The organism is Sulfidibacter corallicola (genome assembly GCF_017498545.1).
Lineage (GTDB): Bacteria > Acidobacteriota > Holophagae > Acanthopleuribacterales > Acanthopleuribacteraceae > Sulfidibacter > Sulfidibacter corallicola.
In genome coordinates this window covers 4,813,368-4,835,340 of record NZ_CP071793.1, presented here as the reverse complement: position 1 = coordinate 4,835,340, position 21,973 = coordinate 4,813,368, and the positions used below count along the sequence as shown (strand labels likewise).

Genomic DNA, 21,973 nt, shown 5'->3' with positions numbered 1-21,973 from the left:
TTGCAGGGGAGTGTTCGATCATGGATATGCAGTATCGACGTTTGGGCCGTTCCGGTCTCTTTGTCAGCGCGTTCTCTTTCGGTTCCTGGGTGACCTTCAAGAACCAGGTCGACGATTCTTTGGGCGAAAAGTTGATGGGCCAGGCCTACGATACCGGCATCAACTTCTTCGACAATGCCGAGGTCTACGCGGGCGGTGAATCCGAGGTGATCATGGGCCGCGTGCTTCGCAAGCTGGGGTGGAGCCGAGACAGTTATTGCGTGTCCAGCAAGGTGTTTTGGGGCGGACCCAAGCCCACCCAACGGGGTTTGAGCCGCAAACACGTTTTCGATGCGTGCCACGCGGCCCTGAAACGCCTACAGGTGGACTATCTCGACCTGTTCTTTTGCCATCGACCCGACATCCACACCCCGATCGAGGAAACGGTGCGGGCCATGAACGACCTGATCCAACAGGGCAAGGTCATATACTGGGGCACGTCGGAATGGGGAGCGACGGCCTTGATGGAAGCCTATGGCGTGGCGCGCCAGTACGGGCTGGTCCCGCCGACGATGGAGCAGCCCCAATACAACCTGTTGGTGCGCGAAAAGGTCGAGGGCGATTACCTGCCGCTCTACGACAAGTTCGGCCTGGGCACCACGGTGTGGTCACCCCTGGCTTCCGGGGTGCTGACCGGCAAGTATAACGACGGCATTCCCGAAGGCAGCCGGATGAGCCTGCCCAACTTCGAGTGGCTCAAAAACCGGCTCGAGAGTGAAGAGGGCCGCCGCAACATCGAAAAGGCGCGGGCCTTGAGCGCCATCGCCGACGATCTGGGCATCAGCCTGACGCGCATGTCGCTGGCTTGGTGTTTGGCCAATCCCCGTGTCAGCACCGTCATCCTGGGTGCTTCGCGACCGGAGCAACTGGAGGAGAACCTGGCGGCCCTGGGGGACCTGTCGCTCCTGGACGACGAGGTCCTGGCCCGAATCGACGAGGTCATGGCGAACCGGCCGGAACCGCCGGCGGACTTCAGTGCCTGATCGCGACGGGGAGGCAGGGCACTGGGGAGCACAGGTGTAGTACGGGCGTAGCACGGGTGTAGCACGGGCGTAGCACGAGCGTCGCTGCGAGCGCCTGCCATTCCCCTTTTTCTCGCGTCCTTCCGCCTCCTCGGGATCCCTTTCCGCGGGCGAACTTTTCAGGTCCCGCGCAAGGTCTCGAAAAGTACACATGAATACTGTAAGATGGCCAAAGTCGTGCGGCTCCTCGCGGAGTCGCGGCTTTTGCTCCGATCACGAGCCAGCGCCGATCGAGGCCGGGTTTTCTGCGGATCGAGGTTCGGGTTCGTGCCACCGGTGGCCAGGGTCGCCGGTGCATTGGATCGGTCCGAATCCTCGCGGAGCAGTTCTGTTTCCAAGCCCCTGAAGGGGCACGAACCGCTTGAAACCCACCTTTGTATGGATTGCATCACGGTTCCAACTTGGCATGCAGGTGTAGGTTGTACATGAAATCCACCAAAGGCGCCGATTCACCCCGCACGAATCGAAGCCGATTTTTTTTATGGGAAACCCTCGTGCTCTGCCCAACGAAACACGGTTTTTCATGCCTTCACCTTTCGTCGCTGCCTCAGTGCCATCGATCATGCCGGAAAACCCGATCCAGCGCGTTCGTGAGCCCGCGCCACCCGTCGTCGCGCGCGGCATACCGAGGAATCACCGATTTCGTCGCTGAGGGGAGACCAGCGGCTCGATTCCCCGGTCCCTAGACCGAATCGAAAAAACCAAAGCGAAAGGAAGGAGAGTCAGGCATGGCAAATGCGTATTTCAAGGTGCCGGAGCCGGTGAACGAACCCGTCCGCGGCTATGCGCCCGGGTCGCCCGAGCGGGCAAGTGTCAAGAAGCGTCTCGAAGAGATGAGCAACCAGGTTTACGAGATTCCGCTGATCATCGGCGGGAAGGAAATCAAAACCGGTAAGTTCGGCGAAAGCGTCATGCCCCACAACCACAAGCATGTGCTGGCACGCTACCACCTGGCCGATGCCAGTCACGTGGAGCAGGCGATCGCGGCTTCCCAGGAAGCCTGGAAAACCTGGTCGGAAATGCCCTGGCACGAGCGGGCCGGTGTCTTTTTGAAAGCGGCAGAGCTGTTGGCCGGTCCCTGGCGCGACACCATCAACGCCGCCACCATGTTGGGTCAGGCCAAAACCATTCAGCAGGCCGAAATCGACGCCGCCTGCGAATTGATCGATTTTCTGCGTTTCAACGTCCACTACATGACGCGCCTTTTCGAAGATCAGCCCTACTCGCCCAAACCCACTTGGAACCGGGTCGAGCACCGTGCGCTCGAGGGCTTCATCTTCGCCGTCACCCCCTTCAACTTCACCGCCATCGGCGGCAACCTCTGCTGTGCGCCCGCCATGATGGGCAACGTCGTGCTCTGGAAGCCCTCCGACACCGCCGTCTACTCCAACTACTTCGTCATGAGGCTGTTGGAAGAGGCCGGACTTCCGCCGGGCGTCATCAACTTCATTCCCGGACCGCCCGCGGAGATCGGTGCCGCCACCATGGCCCGTCCCGAACTGGCCGGCGTCCACTTCACCGGCAGCACCGGAACCTTCCAGTACCTCTGGAAAACGGTTGGCGAAAATATCGAGAAATATCACGCCTATCCGCGCGTGGTCGGTGAAACCGGCGGCAAGGATTTCGTGTTCGCACACGAGAGTGCCGAACCGGTGGCGTTGGCCAACGCCCTGGTGCGCGGTGCCTTCGAGTACTCCGGTCAGAAATGTTCCGCCGCTTCGCGGGCCTACGTTCCCACCAACATCTGGCCCGAGGTCAAGAAGCTGTTGGGCGAGTACCTCGCCGAAGCCAAAACGGGCGATGTCGCCGATTTCTCCAACTTCACCTCGGCCGTGATCGACAAGCGCTCTTTCGACAAGAGCAGTGCCTATCTGGCTCATGCCCGCGAATCATCCGAGGCCGAAATCCTGTTCGGTGGCGAAGCCGACGACAGCGTGGGCTATTTCGTGCAGCCGACCGTCATCGAGACCCACAACCCTCACTACAAGAGCATGGTCGAAGAAATCTTCGGACCGATCCTCACCGTCTATCCCTACGATCCCGCAAAACTCGACGAAACCCTCGAGCTCTGTGACAAAACCTCGCCCTACGCCCTGACCGGTGCGGTCTGGGCCAAGGAACGCGGCACCATCGTCAAGCTCACCAACGCTTTGAAGCACGCCGCCGGCAACTTCTACGTCAACGATCGACCCACCGGCTCGATCGTCGGCCAACAGCCGTTCGGTGGCGGCCGGGCTTCCGGTACCAACGACAAGGCCGGCAGCATGTTGAACTTGCTGAAGTGGACCAGCGTCCGTAGCATTAAGGAAAACTTCGTTCCGCCGAAAGAGTATGCGTATCCCCATATGCTGGATTCTTAGGGGTTACCACTCGTAACACCCCACGGGCTTCCCGGCCGGGGAGCCCGTATTCGCCTTCGTCTTTCACCAAGGGTTAAGAACCCGATACCTCCAGAGGACCCTCCATGAGCCTTACCGGCAATATTTCCACCATGTCCCTTGCCGAAATTTTTCAGTGGCTGAACAGCGGCAGAAAAACCGGCACCCTGCATGTGGATGGGCCCGACGGTATCAAGAAGGACGTCTATTTCGGCGACGGCCTGATCAATTCCGCCAGTTCCAGCGATCCGCGCGAGTTGATCGGCCAATTCCTGCTCGTCAGCAATCAAATCACCGAACAACAACTCTCCGAGGCCCTGGAGCGCCAGAAACGCGATCACGTGCTCCTGGGTAAGATCCTGGTTCAGCAAAACATCATCACCAAGGACGAGCTCCATGAATTGCTGACAACTATCTCGGAGGAAATCATTTACGACCTCTTCCTCTGGAAAGAGGGCAAGTTCGAATTTTTCGACGGAAAGTTACCCGCCCGCGAGATTCCCAAGCTGGCCCTGGACGTGACCCACATCGTGTTGGAAGGCGCCCGTCGCGAGGACGAGTGGTCGCGCGTGAAGGAAGTGTTTCCCGACGATTCGATCGTCATCCGGCCGAATGTGGAAAAAATCATTCCCCATTTGCCGCTGGACTCGCGTTTCGCGAGGTTGCTCTCGCTGGTGAACGGCATCCGCAACATTCTCGAGATCGCGCGTTTGTTCAAGTCGACGCGCTTCGAAGTGTGTCGTTTTCTGCTCGATTTGCACGAGGCCGGCATGATCGAGGTGGGCAGTCATCGCCACCAAATGATTCAGCCGCCCTCCAGCGGGTCCCGCGATCCCATGCGCGAAATGATCGGCCAGGTCGAGGGTTTTCTGGAGGAAGGCCGATTGGAGGAGGCCGAGCGCGGCCTGATGAAATTGCAGCGCTCCGCGCCCAACAATCCGCAGGTCAAGAAGCTCAAGAGCAAAATTCAAGACAAGCGCTACGAAACGACCGCCAAGCAAGTCATCAACCCCGATGCGATTCCCGTCCTGGCCATGGACGTGGGTGCCATCACGCGTTTGGATCTGAGCCCCGAAGCCGGCTTTATCGTGTCCCGGATCAATGGTGCCTGGGATGTCAAATCCATCATCAAGATCTCGCCGTTCGAAGAGTCGCTGTGCCTCAAGATCTTCAAAAACTTCCTGGATAACGGGGTAATTTCATTCAAATGACCGATCAGCCCAAAGACGCCGAATCCATGGGTTTCGAGGATATCGAACTCAAATCCGACATCCCCGTCCACCGGCTGGAGAAGGGAGCGCCGCCGCTGCACCGGCGGGCGTCCGAGCCCAAATCATCCAGCAAGTGGCCCGTCGTGCTTTCGCTCCTGCTCTTTGTCGGGGCCGCCGCGGCCGCCGGCCATTTCTTTCTCGAGCTCGCCAAGCTGCGCGATCGGCACCAGCAACTCCAGCAGCAGCAGAGCCAAGTCAACGAGAGTTTGGGCGATACGACCAGTTCGCTCGAGGAAGCCCGGCGCAAGGTGGAAACCCTGACCAACCAGTTGGCCGAGGCGCGCAAATCCAACACGTCGTTGCAGGGTCGCGTCCAGAATCTCGATCGCCAGCAGGCCGAAACGGCCAAGACGGTCAGCGGCAAGGACCAGGTTCTCCAGAAACTGACCACGGAGCGCGATCAATTGAAAACCCGTGTGACCAATTTGGAAAAAGACCTGAAGACGCGCAGCGGTGCCCTCGAACAGGCGCGGGTGGCGTTGAGCGATGCACGCGAGAAACACGAGTTGGAACAGAATGTCCTGAATGAGCAGCTCACCGCTCAAGAGATGCAGTACAAGGTCAATCTCCAGAAGCTGGAGACCCAGGCCAAGCAGTTGGAGCGCCAAGTCAAGGGACTGGAGCGCGAAAAGAAGGAAATGGGCCGCATGCAGAAGGAAGAGGCCTCGGCCAGTCTGCAAATCATCGAAGACAACAAGAAGCTCAAGGGTCAGGTCGCGCGTCTCGAGAACGAAATGGTTCAAGTCCGCCAGAGCCTGCGGGATCGCACCGCGGAGCGGGATCAGGCGGTCGCCGCGCAGGGTGTCAGTACGGGCAAATTGGTTCCCAACTCCCAGGAAGTGAGCGGGTTGAATCTCAGTTTCCAAGAACCGCTTCCGAGCGACGTGCGCTGGCCGCGGCGCCAGGGACCGATTTTGGTACGGGCTCTGGTCTCCGAAACGGGTCGCGTGGAAAAGGCCTACATCGCCAAGGGTCAGGAAGTGGATGGCGAGCTTTCCCGGGCCCTCATGCAGGCCGTCTACAAGTACAAGTTCACGCCGCCGACCCTGCAGGGGAAGCGCGTGAAAACATGGCACACCTTTCTGGTAGATCCGCGCTGATGCGGCCATAATGAACGCAAAGGTCAGGCGGGCATCGCGCCGATCGCCCGCCACCATCGCCGACCGGGGATACGGTTCGGCGACTTGTGTTTTTCGTTGCAGGCATTGCGTTTAGGGAGTTTTCGGTATGGACGGCGCCACCCTCATCAAGGACAACCTGACCATTTCGGCCCTGGTCAGTCGCTACGCCAAGCTGGAGAAGCGCGGCAACCGAATGGCCTGCTGCTGCCCGATTCACGGGGAGAAGACGCCGTCCTGTTACCTCGACGACCAGAAGGGTTTTTTCCATTGTTTCGGGTGCGGACGCGGTGGCGACGTCATCAAGTTCGCGATGGAAGTGGAGCACCTCTCCTTCCCCGACGCGTTGGAGTTCCTGGCCGATTTGGCCGGTGTCGAGCTGCCCAAACGCGGGGTGCGCGGGCCGGGCCGCGACGTGATCGAGGGGTTGCGGGCCGTCAACGAGGCCGCCCGCGAGTTCTACCACCAGCAACTCCTCCAATCCAAACCGTCGATGGCCTACCTGAAGAGCCGCGGCATCACCGAAAACACGGTGCGCCTCTTCAAACTGGGGTACGCCCCCAACGCCTGGGACGGCTTGCTGAATCACCTGACCGGCACCCATTCGGGCGAGCTGCTGCAGCAGTCCGGCCTGTTCAAGCCTGGCCGCCAGGGTCGCCCCTACGATTTGTTTCGCGATCGCATCATGTTTCCCATCTGCGACGCCTACGGCAACGTCATCGCCTTCGGTGGCCGCCTGATGGAGGGCGACGGGCCCAAGTACATCAACAGTCCCGAATCGCCGCTCTACGTCAAGGGCCGTCATCTCTACAACCTGCACTTCGCCAAGCCCTACCTCAAACGCGAACCCACCGTGGTCGTCTGCGAGGGCTACATGGACGTGATCCAGGTCTATCAGGCGGGAGTCGGCGGCGTCATCGCCTGCCTGGGCACGGCGTTCACACCGCAACAGGGCAAGCTGCTCAAGCGGTACGCCGAGCGCGTGATCCTCAATTTCGACGGCGATGCCGCCGGATTCAAAGCCGCGCGGGCCAGCATCGAAACCTTTCTGGCGCTGGACACCGAGGTCAGCGTCGTGCGATTGCCTGACAAGCAGGATCCCGACGATTTCATCAAGGATCGCGGGGTGGACGCCTACCGCGAGCAGTTGGCCGGGGCCGACGGTTTCTTCGGCTATTTGATGGGGTTCCTGGGCGAAGGCCGCGACATCCGCCAAGATCCCCATGCCCAGAGTTACATGGCGCGCGAAATGGGCGGGATTCTCACCCTGATTCAGGATCCCGTCGTGAAGGGTCGCTACCTGGAGCGCTTGGCCGAGTCCTTGGACTTGCGTCTGGACCTTCTGGAAAAGGTGCTGGCCTCGCAAAAGAAGGCTGAACGGGAACCACCACCGCCACCGCCACCGCCGCCGGAGGAAGACTTCTTTCCGCCGCTGGAGGAGGAAGAGCAGGAGCGGTTACTGCCCTTCAACTCGAAGGAAAAGCTGTTTCTCTTTCAAGTCATGAAACACGAGGACTACACCAGTTTTCTGGGCGAAGAGGACAAGCAGGCCCTGCCCCAGATCCTGGGAACCCTGTTTCACGACCGCCCCTGGGTCATGGAGTTCATCAACGAAGATCGCCATCAGGATTTCGAGACCCAGTTGGAAGTGGTACCGGAACCCTACCGGCCCATGCTTCGCCAAATCTGGCTCTCGGACGCCTTCGTGGAGCACGATGCCGCCAAGATGCGGATTCTGGTGACCGACCTGTTGAAACAGATGATCAAGAAACTGGTGGCGATCAACAAAAACCGATTGCGAACCCTGCCGCCGACCGCCGATGACAAACGTCGCGCCCTGATGCGTCACAACTTCCAATTGATGGCTCAGTATCACAAGGTCGGGTAGGGTCATGCCGGTATTCTTTCGCATCTTCGCGCTCGCGTTCCTCTTGGGGGCGATGTCGCCCGCGGCGGCGGAAATGCCGCTGATCCCGGATGCCGGCCGTCTGGTGGCGTTGCCGGAAACCCGAATTGCCTACCAGCGGCTGCACGAACGCTTGAGCCTCGCGATCGAGGCCTTCAATCGCGGCACGCCCGAAGCCGACTTGAAGGGGTTGTTGCCCTTGCTGACCGAGATGGAGGCGGCGGTACGCCGCGAAGCCGAATCGGCGGTGCCCACCGATGCCGACTCCGCCAAGGAGCTGGAGGCCTTTTCGGCGGCGCTGTTCGGCGTCAAGCCGGTGCTGCCGCCGGAACGCAAGGACGGCGAAAACTGGCGCTTCGAGCCGGTGCGGTTCGAAGTGGTACCCGACCATCTCTACATTTTCGAGCTCACGTTCAAGGCCAGTCGCACGATTCGCCTCAAAAAAGTGACCTTGTTCTTCCACGATGGCGGCCACATCGAACACGCGCCCTGGGAGAACATGGAGGGCGGCAACGGCAAGGAATTCCGCAAGCGGATCTACGTTCCCTGGCTGAAGGTGTTCACCCGCGACGAGGTACCGCGTGCCCGCGCGCTGGCGGCCGTCGAGATTCTCGGCTCGGCGCAGGACGCGGGCTTCAGTTCGGATCTCGAATTCAAGGTTCGCATTCCCGATTTGGACGAAGCGCCCCATCGGCAAACGCTTGATCTGTTGGGCGATTTGCACGATACCTGGACGCGGCGCTCGGTGTCCGCCGATCACCTCAACCGTTGCCTGTTGGATCTGAAACGCCTGGCGCCGTTGCTGGGGTTGTCCTTCAGTACCGACGTGGTGGCCGTGTCGCCGCGCTGATCGCCTGTCACCGATCCCATCCTCCACCCCAATCGGCGTGGATGCCCGCCTCGAGCCCACCAAAGAAGTGGTTCGCGTGTGAGCCTTTCCCGATCCTCGGGGTTTTGGCTTGAGCCGAATCTCTATTCGGCTATACTGGGGACTCCTTACGGTCAAGCCAGTTTAACGGAGCTTTCGCTCGTGGCGCGCTCCCGATCGGGACGCCCTCGGCGCCACCCGACCGCCGGCTCGCACCGAAACCCAGCCCCTTCGTTCGCGCCGGTCGTCCCGTCCCCCGTCTGGCCGGCGAAACACATGTGGAATCAGCGTTTTGGACTTCATGAAGCGTATCTTCGAAATCATTGGCCAATTGCTCCTCCTCAGTTGGGATGCCTTTCGGTGCCTGGTGACCCGCAAGCCCGAATTCCGGGCATGGATCACCCAGTTCTACAACATCGGGGTCAAGTCGCTGAGCATCACCAACATCACCGCGCTCTTCACGGGCATGGTGCTGGCCCTGCAGGCCTCTTTCGCCCTGGCCTCCTTCGGCGCGGATCTCTTCATCGGCGACCTGGTGAGCTTGAGCATCGTGCGCGAGCTCGGCCCGGTGTTGACGGCGTTGCTGGTGGGCGGTCGCGTCGGTGCCGGCATCACCGCCGAGCTGGGTTCGATGAAAATCACCCAACAATTGGACGCCATGCGCGCCATGGCCACCAGTCCCGTTCACAAGCTGGTGGTTCCGCGCCTGATCGCCTGCATCATCTGCCTGCCGATCCTGACCATCATCGCCAGTGCGATCGGTGTCTTCGGCGGTTTGCTGCTCTCCTCCGTGGAGCTCAACATCAGCGGGTACTTCTATCTGTCGCGGTGTATGAACGCGCTTCAGATGGACGACGTCGCGGCCGGCATCAGCAAGACCTTCTTTTTCGGTTACTTCATCGGAATCATCGCCTGCAACAACGGCATGCGGGTCGAGGGCGGCGCGGACGGCGTCGGCCACGCCACCACCGATACCGTGGTCTCGGCCTCGATCCTGATCCTCATCAGCGACTTTTTCCTGACCAAGATCTTCCACGTGATCACCAATTGATCGCGACTTTTCCGCCCTGTCTCCGGAGCCCCCATGCGTGAAGCCAATCCCCCGAACCCCAGTGCGATCGACGAAACCGGCAGCGGTACGGCCAAGTGCTATTTCCAGATGCGCGAGGTCACCAAGAGCTTTGGTTCCAAGCAGGTCTTGAACGGCGTGTCGCTGGATATCTTCAAGGGCGAGACCCTGGTGATTCTGGGTGGATCCGGCAGCGGCAAATCGGTCACCCTCAAAATTCTGGTGGGCCTGCTGGAGGCCGACGGCGGCCAGGTCCTGTTCGAAGATCGCGACATCACCCACCTGCGCGAAAAAGAGTACTACCCCATTCGCAAACGGGTCAGTTACCTGTTCCAGGGCGGCGCCCTGTTCGACTCCATGAACATCTACCAAAACCTGGCCTATCCGCTCGAGGAACACCGGCGCCTGGCCCCCCGCGAAATCCTGCCGATGGTGCGCGAAAGCTTGAAAATGGTCGAGTTGGAAAACATCGAACACCTTTATCCCTCCGATCTCTCGGGTGGTATGATGAAGCGCGTCGCCCTCGCCCGTGCCATCATCGACAAACCCGAAATCGTGCTCTACGACGAGCCGACCACCGGGCTCGATCCCCTGACGACTCGGGCGATCAACCAACTGATTCGCAAGCTTCAGCGCGAGCTTTCGATTACCTCGGTCGTCGTCACCCACGACATGTCGACCACCTTTCATGTCGCCGATCGCCTGTGTTTTCTGGATAAGGGCGAGTTGGCTTTTTCCGGTACCCTGGACGAGGCGTCGCGGACGACGCATCCCGTGTTGCGGGCGTACCTTTCTGGAGGCCAGTCATGAACCGCGAAACGCGCGTGGGCCTGATGTTCACGCTTTCCCTGCTGATTCTCGGCACCACGCTCTATTACCTGGGCAACTTCCAGGAGACCGTGAACTACCAGATTCGGTTCGCCAAGGTCAACGGATTGGCCGTCGACAGTCCGGTCCACTTCAACGGCGTGCCCATCGGCCGTGTGACCAAGATCGTCCTGGGGGACGAGGTGTCCTCGCAGGGCCTGATCCCGATCATCGTGTCGATCGCCGTGCACCGCTCGGCCCGCGAACACATTCGGGTTTCGACGATCGCCGACATCAAGTCGATCGGCGTACTGGGCGACAAGTACATCCTGCTGCTGACCAAGGACTACAACGCCGATTCGCTCGAGGAAGGCGGCTTCATCAAGCCCACACCCAAGACCGTCGACGTGGAGCGCCTTTTGGAACAGGGCACGGACTTCGTCGCCGACGTCAGCGATATCACCAAGGATCTCAAGGCGTTTCTCGTTCAGCTTACCCAGAAGGAGGGGCTGTTGCAGAAACTGGTCGGAGACGAAGAATTGGCGCAGCAGCTCAAGTCGGCCTTGAGCGAGACGGCCCGCAAACTGGAAAGCCGCGAAGGTTTGGTGTCGGTGTTGTTGACCGATCCCCAATTCACCGCCGAATTCAAACAGCGTTTTCGCGACATTTCCGGCGGTATGAGCGAAATGATCGAAAACTACCAGGAAGGGGACGGCCTGGTGCCTTCCCTGATGACCGACGCCCAGTTTCGCGACGATTTCAAGCAAAAGACGCTGGACCTGCTGGATACCTCGCAGAGCTACATGAACCGCATCAGTCAGAGTCGCGGCCTGCTCTACACCCTCACCGAAGACGAGGAATACGGTCAACGCGTGTCCCAGAACATCGAGAAAGCCACCTACCATTTGGCTTCGATTCTTGAGAAAATAGACCGCGGTGAAGGAACCGCTTCCCTGCTGGTCAACGATCCGAGCCTGTATCAAGGTCTGTATCAAGTGGTTTACGGCCTGGAACACTCGGGAATATCCAAGTGGTACATCCAGCGGAAGCGCAAAAAAGGCGCGAAGCTGCTGGACGATCCCCAACGAGAAGAGGAATCTCCATGAAAACGCGATCTTGCATACGTTTCCTGATTTTGGCCGGGCTGGCCGCCTGCGTCGCCGCCTGCTCCGGGCCCAACCCCTTCGACGAGGTACGCGCGGCACGCCGCCAGTACAAGACCACCCTGGATTTCTCGGTCAGCAAGGAGACCGATGAAATCACCTACGAGGTCAACGTGCAGAACCTGAGCGGCGGGACCAAGCTGCAGGAGCTCACCGTCGTCGTCGAAGCCTTCGACGAAGGAAAGAATGTGTTTTGGAAAAAGAAACGCGAGCTGGATGTCACCGGACTGGGCAATTACGCCACCAAGACCCTGCAGTTCAAAGACACGGCCGAAGGCGCATCGGAAAAGCTGGCGTACTTCAACGTCCGTCTGGCACCCGACGACGAGAGCAGTGACTACAAGTCCTACAAGGAATTCATGCGCGTCGCTCAATGAACGAGGCAGGTCGACCGGCGAGTCCGAGTTCGGGAAGGTCTCGCTCTCTCATTCGTGATGGCTAGGTTCCCCTTCGAGAACGAATCTTTTCCACTTTTGGGCGGTCCGGGCGACTTTTTTTAGATGATTCCATGTTTGTCTTTATGTATTCAGTGCGATGGTTTATGGTTTTCGGAATCGATGGATTGGGTCCCTTTCGGCCCGCTTCTATTTTTTGGATGAGCCAGGTCCTGTGACCGCTTGTTGGGGGTCATTGCAAATGAGGAGGCTTGCCAAGTGAGTATTCACGGCTTCGAGCCGGTCATCGGCTTGGAAGTACACGCCCAGTTATCCACGCAGACCAAGCTTTTTTGTGGTTGCCTGACCCAATTCGGCGCTCGACCCAACGATCAGACCTGCCCCGTGTGCCTGGGGTTGCCGGGTGCCCTGCCCGTGCTCAATCGCGAGGCCGTTTCCTGTGCCGTGAAATTTGGACTGGCCGTGGAAAACGATCCGGAAGGCACTTCGGTGTTCGCCCGCAAAAATTACTTCTATCCCGACCTACCCAAAGGCTACCAGGTTTCTCAATACGAGCGCCCCGTCGTCGGAAAGGGGCGCCTGGTCATCGAATTGCCGGACGGTTCCACCAAAGAGGTGCGCATCAACCGTGCCCACCTCGAGGAAGATGCCGGGCAGTCCAGTCACGACGGTTGGCCCCAGTCGCGTCGGAAGTCCTACGTCAATTTGAACCGCAGCGGCATTCCCCTGCTCGAGATCGTGACCGAACCCGATCTGGGCTCTCCCGAAGAGGCGCACGCCTATCTCACCGAGCTCAAGGCGATTCTCCAATACCTGGAGATCTGTGACGGCAACATGGAAGAGGGCAGCCTGCGCTGCGATGCCAACGTTTCGGTTCGGCCCGTGGGGACCAAGACCCTCGGCACCCGTACCGAGCTGAAGAACCTGAACTCCTTCAACAACGTTCGCCGGGCGATCCAGCACGAAATCGATCGCCAGGTCACCCTGATCACCAACGGCGAAGAAGTTCAGCAGTGTACCTTGCTGTGGGATGTGGACAGTCAGACCACCAAGGTCATGCGCACCAAGGAAGATTCACACGATTATCGCTATTTTCCCGATCCCGATCTGCTACCGTTGACCGTCGATCGCGATTGGGTGGCCGGGCTGGCCGGTGAGATGCCCGAGCTGCCGAGGGAAAAGTACCTGCGGTTGGTGGAGTGTTTCGGCCTGTCACGCGAGGACGCGGCCCGACTCACCACCGATCGGGAGCTGGTTGCCTACTTCGAAAAAGTGGTCGCCACCGGCGCACCGCCCAAGGCCGCGGCCAATTGGATCATGGCCGAATTGCTGCGCGACATGAAGCATATCGAGGGCGGCCTCGAACAATGTCCCATCAAACCGGAACAATTGGGTGCCCTTATTCGTTTTATCGAAGACAAGGTAATTTCCGGTAAGATAGCCAAGGACGTTTTTACGGAAATGTTCAAAACCTCCAAAGATCCGGCTTTGATCATCGAAGAAAAGGGTTTGAAGCAGATTACCGACAGTGGCGCTTTGGAAGAGGTGGTTCTCCGGATCTTGTCCGACAATCCCGCTCAGGTCGAAGAATACCGAGGCGGCAAAACCAAAGTGTTCGGGTATTTCGTGGGTCAAGCCATGAAGGTCACCAAAGGCAAAGGGAACCCGGCCCTGCTCAATGAACTCTTTAAAAAACACCTGGATTCTTAATCCCTCCATGTTTCGGTTATTTTCCTCTCCATATGGAGGGGCCGAACCCCGATGACGCTGTGATCGATAGCTCCCGCCATCGATCCCCAACCCGAATGTTTTTGTCTCCTGTTTCCAACTGGCATTGGCCTTACCGTTCGTGTTCCCCAGCACCGCCGGAAGGCACCACCCCATTCCCCCCGCACCTGCGGTTTGATGTGACAGCTCAAGGAAATTCCCAAACGGGCGAGTAGAGTAACTAAGTGGTTATCCTTCGACCCGTTCTGGATTTGGAATTATCCACAGTCCCGCCTCCCCCGTACATTTTTTCGAGGATATCTTTCTCGAAATCGAATTGCCGAATGCCCGTTCAATATTCCTGTTTTGATGTGATGGTGATAAAATGCAGAGATTCCAGTCCGCGTTGTGAAACGCGACAGTTTTAAGCTTTTCTCAACCGTCGAATCTTCTCCGGGTCTGACACGGCATTTTTAGAATTGAGATGACACAGCAAAAAATCGGTAGATACATCATCGAAGCAGTGCAGGGCGAAGGCGCCATGGGCAAGGTCTACCGAGCCTTCGACCCCGTCATTCAGCGCACGGTTGCCATCAAAAAGGTAAGTTTCAAAGGGATCGAAAAGGAAAATGACCGCGAGAAGTACAAGGAAAACTTCTTTCGGGAAGCGCGCATCGCCGGCAGTCTGCACCATCCCAACATCGTCACCATTCACGATATCGGCGAGGATCAGGGCGAACCCTTCGTCGTCATGGAGTACATCGACGGCGAGGTTCTGGCCGACCGCCTGGAATTGGGCGAGCCACTGACCTACGCGGCCTGTGCCCGCATCATTTCCCAAATATCCTACGCACTCAGCGTGGCCCACGAGCGTCAGATCGTACACCGCGACATCAAACCCCAGAACATCATGCTGGATCGCGACGAATCGGTACGGATCCTCGATTTCGGTATCGCCAAGCTGGCCGATGCCCACGGCGGCCAACCGGGAGAATTCCTGGGAACGCCCAAGTACGCCAGCCCCGAGCAGATCCGCAACCAGGCCTTGGATCACCGCTCCGATCTCTTCTCGTTGGGTGTGCTCGCCCACAACCTGTTGACGGGCGCCAGTCCCTTTCCCGGCAGTTCGCTCGACAGCATTCTCTACAAGATTCTCAACTGCCCGCCCGACATTCAGAGCCTGCCGGCGACCCTGGGGGTCAACGACAGCCGTTTTCGGGCCATTTTCGAGAAGGTCCTCTTCAAGCATCCGGACCGTCGCTACCAGAGCGCCGTGCAGTTCGCCAACGATTTGGAGGACGTGCTCAAGGATGTGGACCTTTCCTCCACCGTTCGTTCCGGCCGCATGTCGCCCGAACAGGAAGCCAAGGTCAACGAGTTCAAGGACCAGTTCGAAAAGGCGGTCGCCGAAGAACGTCTCGACGATGCCCGCACCGCAGTGGAGGGTTTGCGCGGCGAGGAGCAGGACGTCCACGAGGAAGAGAAGGTCCTGGCCAAGCTGAGCTCGATCGTCGAGTCCAAGCGCGAAGCCGAACGCCAGCAGCAGGTGGAACGGTTCCGCAAGGCGTTCCGCGAACACATCAAGCGGGGCGATCTGGAGCAGGCCGAGCAATCGATCGGAAAGCTCCAGGAACTGAGCGTGACCGTCAAGAAGGAACGCACCACCCTCGAACGCGAGCTGGACCGGCAGGCCAAGATCGCGCCCGTCCGCGGCGAATACGAGCAGGCCATCGCGGCGAGCGACGTGGATCGAGCCACCGGCCTGTTGGCCGATCTCGAGGCCATGGACGCCGCCTCGGACGATAACCGCGGGGCGCTGGTGGCCCTGAAGACACGCGTCGAGCGAGAGCTGATCGAGCGCGATCGACGCGTTTCGGAATACCGCGGCCTGTTCAAGGAAGCCATCGCCAATCGCGACGTGGAAAAGGCCGAACAACAGCTCGCCGGAATGGGCGAACTGGGTCAGAATCACCAGGACGAACGCAAGGCGTTGGACAATTTGATCCGAATCATTGCCGAAGAGAGTAAGGCCCGCGAGTCGCAAGCCGACATTTTGCGGGCCCTTTTTCAAGAGGAAGTGGCCCGTGGCGACTTGAAGGCCGCCGAAAACACCCTCAAGGAATTGCGAATTCTCGACGAGCACGTGGGCAACGAAATTCGCGCGCTCAACCTGGCGCGGCGAGGGACTTCCGACGGCGATCCCGAGATCGACCGCAGTATCGCCGAGCAACAGACGCTGTTCCGGCGGGCCCTGGAGGCTCGCGACGTCGGCGCCGCGCAGAACGCATTGAACCAGCTAAATCAACTGGGCGAAGATATCGCGTCCCTGCAAGGAGAACTACAGCAGTTGCAGGTCGAATCCGCCGCGACCGAACGCAAGGAATCCGGCGGCATCAACAAGTTGACTCTGGTGGCCGGGATCCTCGTCGTGGTATTGGTCGCGGCCGGGATCGGCATGTTCATGAGTGGCGACGGCGGCGATACCGACCCGAAGGTTTCACCACCGGCCCAGCAGGTGCAAACCACACCGACCGAGCCCGCATCGGGAACCGCTTCGATCGATACGGAGGGTTCGTCGACGCAAACGCCATCCGTCCAGACGGAGGACACTCCCGGCGACACCCAGGGCGAGGGAACACCGGGTGAAGAAGGCGTTCCCGGTGAGCTGGATCCGGCCCTTGCCGCCAGCGGCGATCTCCCGCTGAATCCGGAACAGAGCACCGAAGAACCCGACTCCGCGGAGCCCGATCCACCCGTCGTGGAGCAGGCGCCCGTTCAGGTCGCCGCGGCCGAGAAGCCCGCCGAAGTACGGCCCCGACCGAAGCAGCCGCCCAAGCCGAAACCCAAGGGTGGTGGGAGCCCTGCCGCCGAACAGCCGCCGCCCGACGAGTTTTCGATTCCCGATACCGAGTTCCGCAATTACCTGGTTCGCGAATTCGATCGGAACGGCAACGGCGCTCTCAGCCTGGACGAAGCGAAATCGGTTCGCGAGATCAACACGCCGGGAACCAACTCCGAACGAGGCAACATCAAGAACCTGACCGGGATCGAGCATTTCTCCTCGCTCGAACGCCTGACCGTGGCCTACGAGCAGATCGAGTTGGTGCCCCCATTGCCCGATGGCCTCGAAGTCCTGGTGCTTTCACACAACCACTTGAGTGCATTGCCCCCGCTCTCCACCAAGTTGCGGGACCTCGATCTCTCCCACAATCGTCTCTCGGACGACGATTGCGCCCAGATCGCCGCCCTCATCTGGGAGAACCTGGACAAGCGCGGTATTTTCATCGAATTCAATCCCCAGGAAGGGAACAAGACGTTGAAATGCGTGCGTCTGGCCTTGGAATCGCTGCCGCCTCTGGTGGAGCTGGTTCGCATTCCCAACGAGAAACTCAGCAACGGGGAACGGAAGTTCGTCCAAGTGGAAGAGATCATCGGCGAGAAGGATTTCGACAAGGCCCAAAAGCAGTTGCGCAAGTTGGCCCGATCGGACAAGGACACCTATCGCTACCGCGAAGTCTTCGCCATGTACCACTACAGCCATGCCGAGTATCTCAAAACCCAGAACGCCATGCGCAAGGACATTTTCGCCCAGTACCAGACCGTGGTCGACGGCCTGGCCGCGCGGGATCGGCTCACAGAGAAGGGTGCCTACTACCTGGGCCTCTGCTATTACGCGCTGGATCAGAAGAAAAAGGCGTTTCAGACCTGGCGCGACATCGACAAGACCCGTTTTCCGGGTTTGGATGCCTATTACCGGGAGGCGGACGCCTATCTGCGCAACTGACGGCGGTTCCGCTCTCCATTGAAAACAAACTAGCTTGAAGTCCGCCTATGCCGAGAGATTCGTCGTGCCTGGTAGGTTCATCAGGGGCGGTAAGCCCGCCGGATGAACTTGTCGAAGCGATTTCGTCGAGGAGTTCCCGCATGCTTTGAGGATCGGCATTGCAGTAGGTTGGGCCGCTGGCCCGACATTTCGAAGCAGCTCAAGCTTCGCAAGATCGAGTGATAAAAGAGCGAAGCAGATATGTCGGTCCTCGAGATCTCTCGATGATCAGTTTCGATCTTTGCTCAGTCGCTTTGATTGGTTGAGCAAGCTGCCATACCGGCCTTGCTCAACCTACAGGCTTTGCGTCTCTTACGCGCATGCGGGTTCCCCGGGCTGGCTCGTTCGTGTTGTTTCTTTCTCGAAATCGAGCTGGGTATACAAGCTGGTCCGGGACTCTCACGAAAAAGCCGACGGGTGGTTCCGTCGGCTTTCGAGGTTCGGGGTGGTGAATCGCGGTCAGGCCAGGGTGGCCACCATGACCGCCTTGATGGTGTGCATCCGGTTCTCGGCTTCGTCGAAGACCCGGGATGCGGGACCGCTGAACACCTCGTCCGTGACCTCCAGGATGTCGGGATAAGTCTGGGCGAGCTGGGTCCGGTCGTCGTGGAACGAGGGCAGGCAGTGCAGGAAGATGCAGTTCGGGTTGCCGGTCTGCTCCATCATCTTGGCGTTGACCTGATAGGGCTTCAGCAAGGCGATACGGGCCGGGATCTGATCCTCTTCGCCCATGGACGCCCATACGTCGGTGTAGATCACGTCCGCGTCCGCGACACCCTCGTCCACTTTGTCGGTCAGGGTGATGCTGGCGCCGCTGGCGGCGGCGAAGGCCTGGCATCGCTCCTGGACAGCCGCCTCTGGATACAGCGAGGCGGGAGCCACGATGCGGAAGTCCATGCCCAATTTGGCCGCGCCGATCATCAGCGAGTTGGCCATGTTGTTACGGCCGTCGCCCACGTAGGCGAAGCGAATGCCGCGCAGGTGACCGAACTCTTCCTTCACGGTCATGAAATCGGCCAGGATCTGGGTGGGATGGTAACTGTCGGTGAGACCGTTCCAGACCGGTACGCCCGCGTGAGCCGCCAACTCTTCGACCGTCTCGTGGTGGAAACCGCGAAATTGGATACCGTCGAACATGCGGCCCAGGACCTTGGCGGTATCGGCGATGCTTTCCTTCTTGCCGATTTGGATGTCGTTCTTGCCCAAATACTCGGGGTGGGCGCCCTCGTCGATCGCGGCGACCACGAAGGCGCAGCGGGTGCGGGTCGAAGGCTTTTCGAAAATGAGCGCGATATTCTTGTTTTGCAGGTTCTTGGGAAACACACCCGCGTTTTTCAGTCGTTTGAACTCGATCGCCGAGTCAATCAGGTATTCGATCTCTTTTGGCGTATAGTCGGCCAAAGTCAGCAGATGCCGACCTTTCAGATTAAAAGCCATCCCTATCCTTCCTTCCGAAGATATGGTCGCGGGGTCCCCCGTTTTGGCGCTAGGGGGTGATTGGAATCGAATCACGGCGCCGAACACGACATCGTGCGACCTGACCGGAGGTCCGCGACGGGTAACAGTACCAGCGCTAATCATACGCTGGATCTCAGGAGCGGGAAAAGAGGCAGATCCACTCGAGGCCGGCCCGGCTTGCCGGAGTGGCCCCGAATGGCCTGAAAATTGCCCTAAATGCAGCCGGTTACTGAATTTAACCTAGAATCCTGAAGCGAACCGGAAGATAATGGAGCGTTGAAGTGTTTCGGGACCTGGCAACCCTGATGGGCATCGATCGTAGACCCGTTCAGTGTATTGCACCTCGCAAAAGCCGCTCGTGGCCCTGTATTCAGCGCATCATGCGAACCCGAAGGCTTGTATTTGGAGTTTTTATGAAAAAATTACTGGTGACCCTGTTACTCGTTCCGACTCTTCTCGGCGCCGCGATCGCCGGAGAGAATGGCGACTGGTTGACAAATTACGAGAAAGCCCTTGAAGTGGCCAAAAAAGAGAACAAGGTCGTGTTGATCAACTTCACCGGGTCTGATTGGTGCGGTTGGTGTAAGCGGCTCGATCGCGAAGTTTTTGCCAAGGACTCTTTTGAAAAATTCGCGGGCGACAAACTCGTGCTTCTCAAAGTGGATTTTCCCAAGTACAGTCGCCCATCCAAAGAACAGATGGAAGCCAACGAACGCCTCCGGGTCAAGTACCGCGTGCCCGGATTCCCCACGATCTTCCTCGTGAACCCCGAAGAAAAGGTGCTCCTGCAAACCGGGTACGTACCTGGCGGTGCCGATAACTACGTCAAGCACCTCTCGGAGAAGATCAATTAACGATTGAATCGAAACGACAGCATGTAAAAAACCCCGGTCAACGGATTCCGTTGCCGGGGTTTTTTCGTGGTCCCGCTCGAGGTGGGGTGCGGGATCGGCGAGAGATCAGAAGCCCAGAATGTGGCTGCCGCAATCGACGTGAATCGTCTCGCCGGTCACGGCTCGCGAGAAGTCGCTGAGCAGGAAGGCGCTGACATCGCCCACCTCTTCCTGGGTCACGTTGCGCTGCAGCGGCGTGCGCTGGCGAACTTCTTCCAGGATGCCGCGGAACCCGGCGATACCCGAGGCGGCGAGGGTTTTGATGGGGCCCGGCGAAACGACGTTGACCCGGATCCCGAATTCACCGAGGCTGGAGGCCAGGTAACGGGCCGACATTTCCAGGGATGCCTTGGCCACGCCCATCACGTTGTAGTTGTGGACGACGCGCTCACCGCCCAGGTAGCTCATGCAGATGATGCTGCCGCCGTTTTCTTCCATCAGCGGTTTGGCGTATTTGCTCAGGGCTGTCAGCGAGTACGCCGAAATGTCCTGCGCGAGGAGGAAACCGTCGCGACTGGTGTCGTGAAAGGCGCCTTTCAGGTCTTCCTGGTTGGCGAAGGCGATGGAGTGGACCAGGCCGTCGAGGGTGCCCCATTCCTCGCGGATACGGTCGAAAAGAGTGGGGATCTGGTCGTCTTTGGTGACGTCGCAGGGCAGGAGCAGGGGCTCGTCGAAATCCGCGGCCAATTTCTTGACCGACTTCTCGAAACGCTCGTTGAGGTAGGTCAGGGCCAGTTTGGCCCCCTGTTGGTGACAGGCCTTCGCGATTCCGTAGGCTATGGAGCGATGATTCGCGAGCCCGAGAATCAAGATTTTTTTGTCTTTTAGCAGCACGTGGTCCTCCGAATCCGTTGGTCTTGGTTGGCGAAAGGCACCTCGCTCAGGTGGACGCCTTCGCCTTCTTTTTCCTGGCGCGTTCCCGCATGCGACTGGCCCGACCTTCCTTGACGTCCTGGCGTGCGCGCGCGATGGCGAGGCCGTCGGCGGGCACGTCGCGGGTAATGGTGCTTCCGGCCGCTACGAACCCCTTGTCGCCGATGGTCACCGGCGCCACGAGTTGGCTGTCGGAGCCGATGAACACCTGATCGCCCAAAACGGTTTGGTGTTTGTTGACGCCGTCGTAGTTGCAGGTGATGGTGCCCGCGCCGATGTTGCAGTCTTTGCCGATCTGGGCGTCGCCGAGATAGGCCAGGTGGCTGGCCTTGCTGTTGGCCCCCATGGTCACCTTCTTGGTTTCCACGAAGTTGCCGATCCGCACGTCCTCACCGAGGTCCGTGCCCGCCCGCAGGTGGGCGAAGGGGCCGACCGTGGCACCGGCACCCACGCGGCAGGACTCGAGCACCGAGTAGGGGCGAATGACCGCGCCATACGCGACTGTCGCGTCCCGAAGTTGGGCTCCGGCCATCACTTCGGCGCCGCTGCCCAGGTAGGTATCTCCACCGAGATAGACGTTCGGGCCGATTTTGGCGCCGGCCTCCACCGAGACCGATTCCTCGATCCAAACCATGTGGGGGGCGATGACCAGCGCGCCCTTGGCGATGACCTGGGTGACCTTGCGGTCGAACGCGTACTGGTTCAGCTTGGCGTACGAGGCCGCATCGCGCAGTTCAAGCAGGTCTTCCCCGCTTTCCTCGTCGGTCAGGTCGAACAGGCGGTCCAGGAAGGCGCCGAACGTGTCGGCTTCCACCGCGGCGTGGTTGGCGGGCAGGAACACGACACCCGATTCTTGGGAATCCGGCGGAAAGGCGACGCGCGGTTCGCCGAAATCACCGCCCTGGCGCAGGCATTGAACCAAATCGGCCGTGATGAACGGGAAGGCTCCGTTGACGATCAGGTAATCCACCCGTTCGTCGCAATTGAGGGGCGTATCCGCGGACGGCAGGAACTCGATGGGCGTCTCGCTCAGGCCTGCCAGACTCGTGAGAATCCGATCCTTGATGGGGACCCCGGCGATACGCCACTCCAGGAACTCCGGATCGGTACGGACAAGGATTTTTAGATGGCCTCGTTTCATTCTCTCCACCTCCCAGCGTGGGGCTGCACGGTTTTCGATGCA

At 59.5% G+C, this 21,973-nt stretch carries 16 protein-coding genes; 13 read left to right on the top strand and 3 right to left on the bottom strand.

All coding sequences use genetic code 11. The features are described from left to right. Window positions 1-26 precede the first annotated feature (26 nt). The 12 genes from J3U87_RS14310 (at window position 27) to J3U87_RS14255 (ending at window position 17,527) form a co-directional block, all read left to right on the top strand. Window positions 27-1,022 (top strand): potassium channel beta subunit family protein, encoded by a 996-nt coding sequence (locus J3U87_RS14310; RefSeq protein WP_420038303.1) that lies wholly within the window; start codon window positions 27-29, stop codon window positions 1,020-1,022. Between the two features lie 767 nt (window positions 1,023-1,789). After that, window positions 1,790-3,421, top strand: a complete 1,632-nt coding sequence (gene pruA, locus J3U87_RS14305; RefSeq protein WP_237383730.1) for an L-glutamate gamma-semialdehyde dehydrogenase — start codon at window positions 1,790-1,792, stop codon at window positions 3,419-3,421. A gap of 104 nt (window positions 3,422-3,525) precedes the next feature. Next, complete coding sequence (locus tag J3U87_RS14300) at window positions 3,526-4,650, top strand: DUF4388 domain-containing protein (protein WP_237383729.1); 1,125 nt, start codon at window positions 3,526-3,528, stop codon at window positions 4,648-4,650. Continuing rightward, on the top strand, window positions 4,647-5,810 hold the full coding sequence (locus J3U87_RS14295) for an energy transducer TonB (RefSeq protein WP_237383728.1): 1,164 nt from the start codon (window positions 4,647-4,649) through the stop codon (window positions 5,808-5,810). Before J3U87_RS14300 ends, J3U87_RS14295 begins: the two co-directional genes overlap by 4 nt. Window positions 5,811-5,937: 127 nt before the next feature. Beyond that, the gene (gene dnaG / locus J3U87_RS14290; RefSeq protein WP_237383727.1) at window positions 5,938-7,716 is read left to right on the top strand and encodes a DNA primase; all 1,779 of its coding nucleotides are present in this window, start codon (window positions 5,938-5,940) and stop codon (window positions 7,714-7,716) included. Between the two features lie 4 nt (window positions 7,717-7,720). Next, window positions 7,721-8,584 carry a hypothetical protein gene (locus J3U87_RS14285; protein WP_237383726.1) on the top strand — a complete coding sequence of 288 codons (864 nt, stop codon included), beginning with the start codon at window positions 7,721-7,723 and terminating at the stop codon, window positions 8,582-8,584. A gap of 319 nt (window positions 8,585-8,903) precedes the next feature. Continuing rightward, window positions 8,904-9,653, top strand: a complete 750-nt coding sequence (locus J3U87_RS14280) for an MlaE family ABC transporter permease (protein ID WP_237384499.1) — start codon at window positions 8,904-8,906, stop codon at window positions 9,651-9,653. A 33-nt stretch (window positions 9,654-9,686) separates the two neighbouring features. Further along, the gene (locus tag J3U87_RS14275; protein ID WP_237383725.1) at window positions 9,687-10,481 is read left to right on the top strand and encodes an ABC transporter ATP-binding protein; all 795 of its coding nucleotides are present in this window, start codon (window positions 9,687-9,689) and stop codon (window positions 10,479-10,481) included. Continuing rightward, window positions 10,478-11,584, top strand: coding sequence for an MlaD family protein (locus tag J3U87_RS14270; RefSeq protein ID WP_237383724.1), 1,107 nt, complete (start codon window positions 10,478-10,480; stop codon window positions 11,582-11,584). Before J3U87_RS14275 ends, J3U87_RS14270 begins: the two co-directional genes overlap by 4 nt. After that, window positions 11,581-12,018 (top strand): hypothetical protein, encoded by a 438-nt coding sequence (locus tag J3U87_RS14265; RefSeq protein WP_237383723.1) that lies wholly within the window; start codon window positions 11,581-11,583, stop codon window positions 12,016-12,018. The genes J3U87_RS14270 and J3U87_RS14265 overlap by 4 nt, the downstream gene beginning before the upstream one ends. 282 nt (window positions 12,019-12,300) lie before the next feature. After that, window positions 12,301-13,746 (top strand): Asp-tRNA(Asn)/Glu-tRNA(Gln) amidotransferase subunit GatB, encoded by a 1,446-nt coding sequence (gene gatB, locus J3U87_RS14260; RefSeq protein ID WP_420038302.1) that lies wholly within the window; start codon window positions 12,301-12,303, stop codon window positions 13,744-13,746. A 481-nt stretch (window positions 13,747-14,227) separates the two neighbouring features. After that, window positions 14,228-17,527 (top strand): serine/threonine protein kinase, encoded by a 3,300-nt coding sequence (locus tag J3U87_RS14255; protein ID WP_237383721.1) that lies wholly within the window; start codon window positions 14,228-14,230, stop codon window positions 17,525-17,527. Window positions 17,528-18,025: 498 nt separating this feature from the next. Here J3U87_RS14255 and argF read toward each other — a convergent pair whose 3' ends face one another. After that, on the bottom strand, window positions 18,026-19,003 hold the full coding sequence (gene argF / locus J3U87_RS14250) for an ornithine carbamoyltransferase (protein ID WP_237383720.1): 978 nt from the start codon (window positions 19,001-19,003) through the stop codon (window positions 18,026-18,028). Between the two features lie 434 nt (window positions 19,004-19,437). Between argF and J3U87_RS14245 the strand changes: the two genes are divergently transcribed. Beyond that, on the top strand, window positions 19,438-19,878 hold the full coding sequence (locus J3U87_RS14245; RefSeq protein WP_237383719.1) for a thioredoxin family protein: 441 nt from the start codon (window positions 19,438-19,440) through the stop codon (window positions 19,876-19,878). A gap of 105 nt (window positions 19,879-19,983) precedes the next feature. On the opposite strand, the gene J3U87_RS14240 is transcribed toward J3U87_RS14245, so the two are convergent. Together J3U87_RS14240 and J3U87_RS14235 are read right to left on the bottom strand one after the other, a co-directional pair. Then, window positions 19,984-20,751, bottom strand: a complete 768-nt coding sequence (locus J3U87_RS14240; protein WP_237383718.1) for an enoyl-ACP reductase FabI — start codon at window positions 20,749-20,751, stop codon at window positions 19,984-19,986. A gap of 46 nt (window positions 20,752-20,797) precedes the next feature. Then, a complete protein-coding gene (locus J3U87_RS14235; RefSeq protein ID WP_237383717.1) occupies window positions 20,798-21,931 on the bottom strand; it encodes a DapH/DapD/GlmU-related protein in 1,134 nt (377 codons plus the stop codon). Window positions 21,932-21,973 lie beyond the last annotated feature (42 nt).

Bases quoted from the DNA above. Each gene is read 5' to 3' on its own strand.
- J3U87_RS14310 (WP_420038303.1), top strand. From the start codon at position 27: ATGCAGTATCGACGTTTGGGCCGTTCCGGTCTCTTTGTCAGCGCGTTC.
- pruA (WP_237383730.1), top strand. From the start codon at position 1,790: ATGGCAAATGCGTATTTCAAGGTGCCGGAGCCGGTGAACGAACCCGTC.
- J3U87_RS14300 (WP_237383729.1), top strand. From the start codon at position 3,526: ATGAGCCTTACCGGCAATATTTCCACCATGTCCCTTGCCGAAATTTTT.
- J3U87_RS14295 (WP_237383728.1), top strand. From the start codon at position 4,647: ATGACCGATCAGCCCAAAGACGCCGAATCCATGGGTTTCGAGGATATC.
- dnaG (WP_237383727.1), top strand. From the start codon at position 5,938: ATGGACGGCGCCACCCTCATCAAGGACAACCTGACCATTTCGGCCCTG.
- J3U87_RS14285 (WP_237383726.1), top strand. From the start codon at position 7,721: ATGCCGGTATTCTTTCGCATCTTCGCGCTCGCGTTCCTCTTGGGGGCG.
- J3U87_RS14280 (WP_237384499.1), top strand. From the start codon at position 8,904: ATGAAGCGTATCTTCGAAATCATTGGCCAATTGCTCCTCCTCAGTTGG.
- J3U87_RS14275 (WP_237383725.1), top strand. From the start codon at position 9,687: ATGCGTGAAGCCAATCCCCCGAACCCCAGTGCGATCGACGAAACCGGC.
- J3U87_RS14270 (WP_237383724.1), top strand. From the start codon at position 10,478: ATGAACCGCGAAACGCGCGTGGGCCTGATGTTCACGCTTTCCCTGCTG.
- J3U87_RS14265 (WP_237383723.1), top strand. From the start codon at position 11,581: ATGAAAACGCGATCTTGCATACGTTTCCTGATTTTGGCCGGGCTGGCC.
- J3U87_RS14255 (WP_237383721.1), top strand. From the start codon at position 14,228: ATGACACAGCAAAAAATCGGTAGATACATCATCGAAGCAGTGCAGGGC.
- argF (WP_237383720.1), bottom strand. From the start codon at position 19,003: ATGGCTTTTAATCTGAAAGGTCGGCATCTGCTGACTTTGGCCGACTAT.
- J3U87_RS14245 (WP_237383719.1), top strand. From the start codon at position 19,438: ATGAAAAAATTACTGGTGACCCTGTTACTCGTTCCGACTCTTCTCGGC.
- J3U87_RS14235 (WP_237383717.1), bottom strand. From the start codon at position 21,931: ATGAAACGAGGCCATCTAAAAATCCTTGTCCGTACCGATCCGGAGTTC.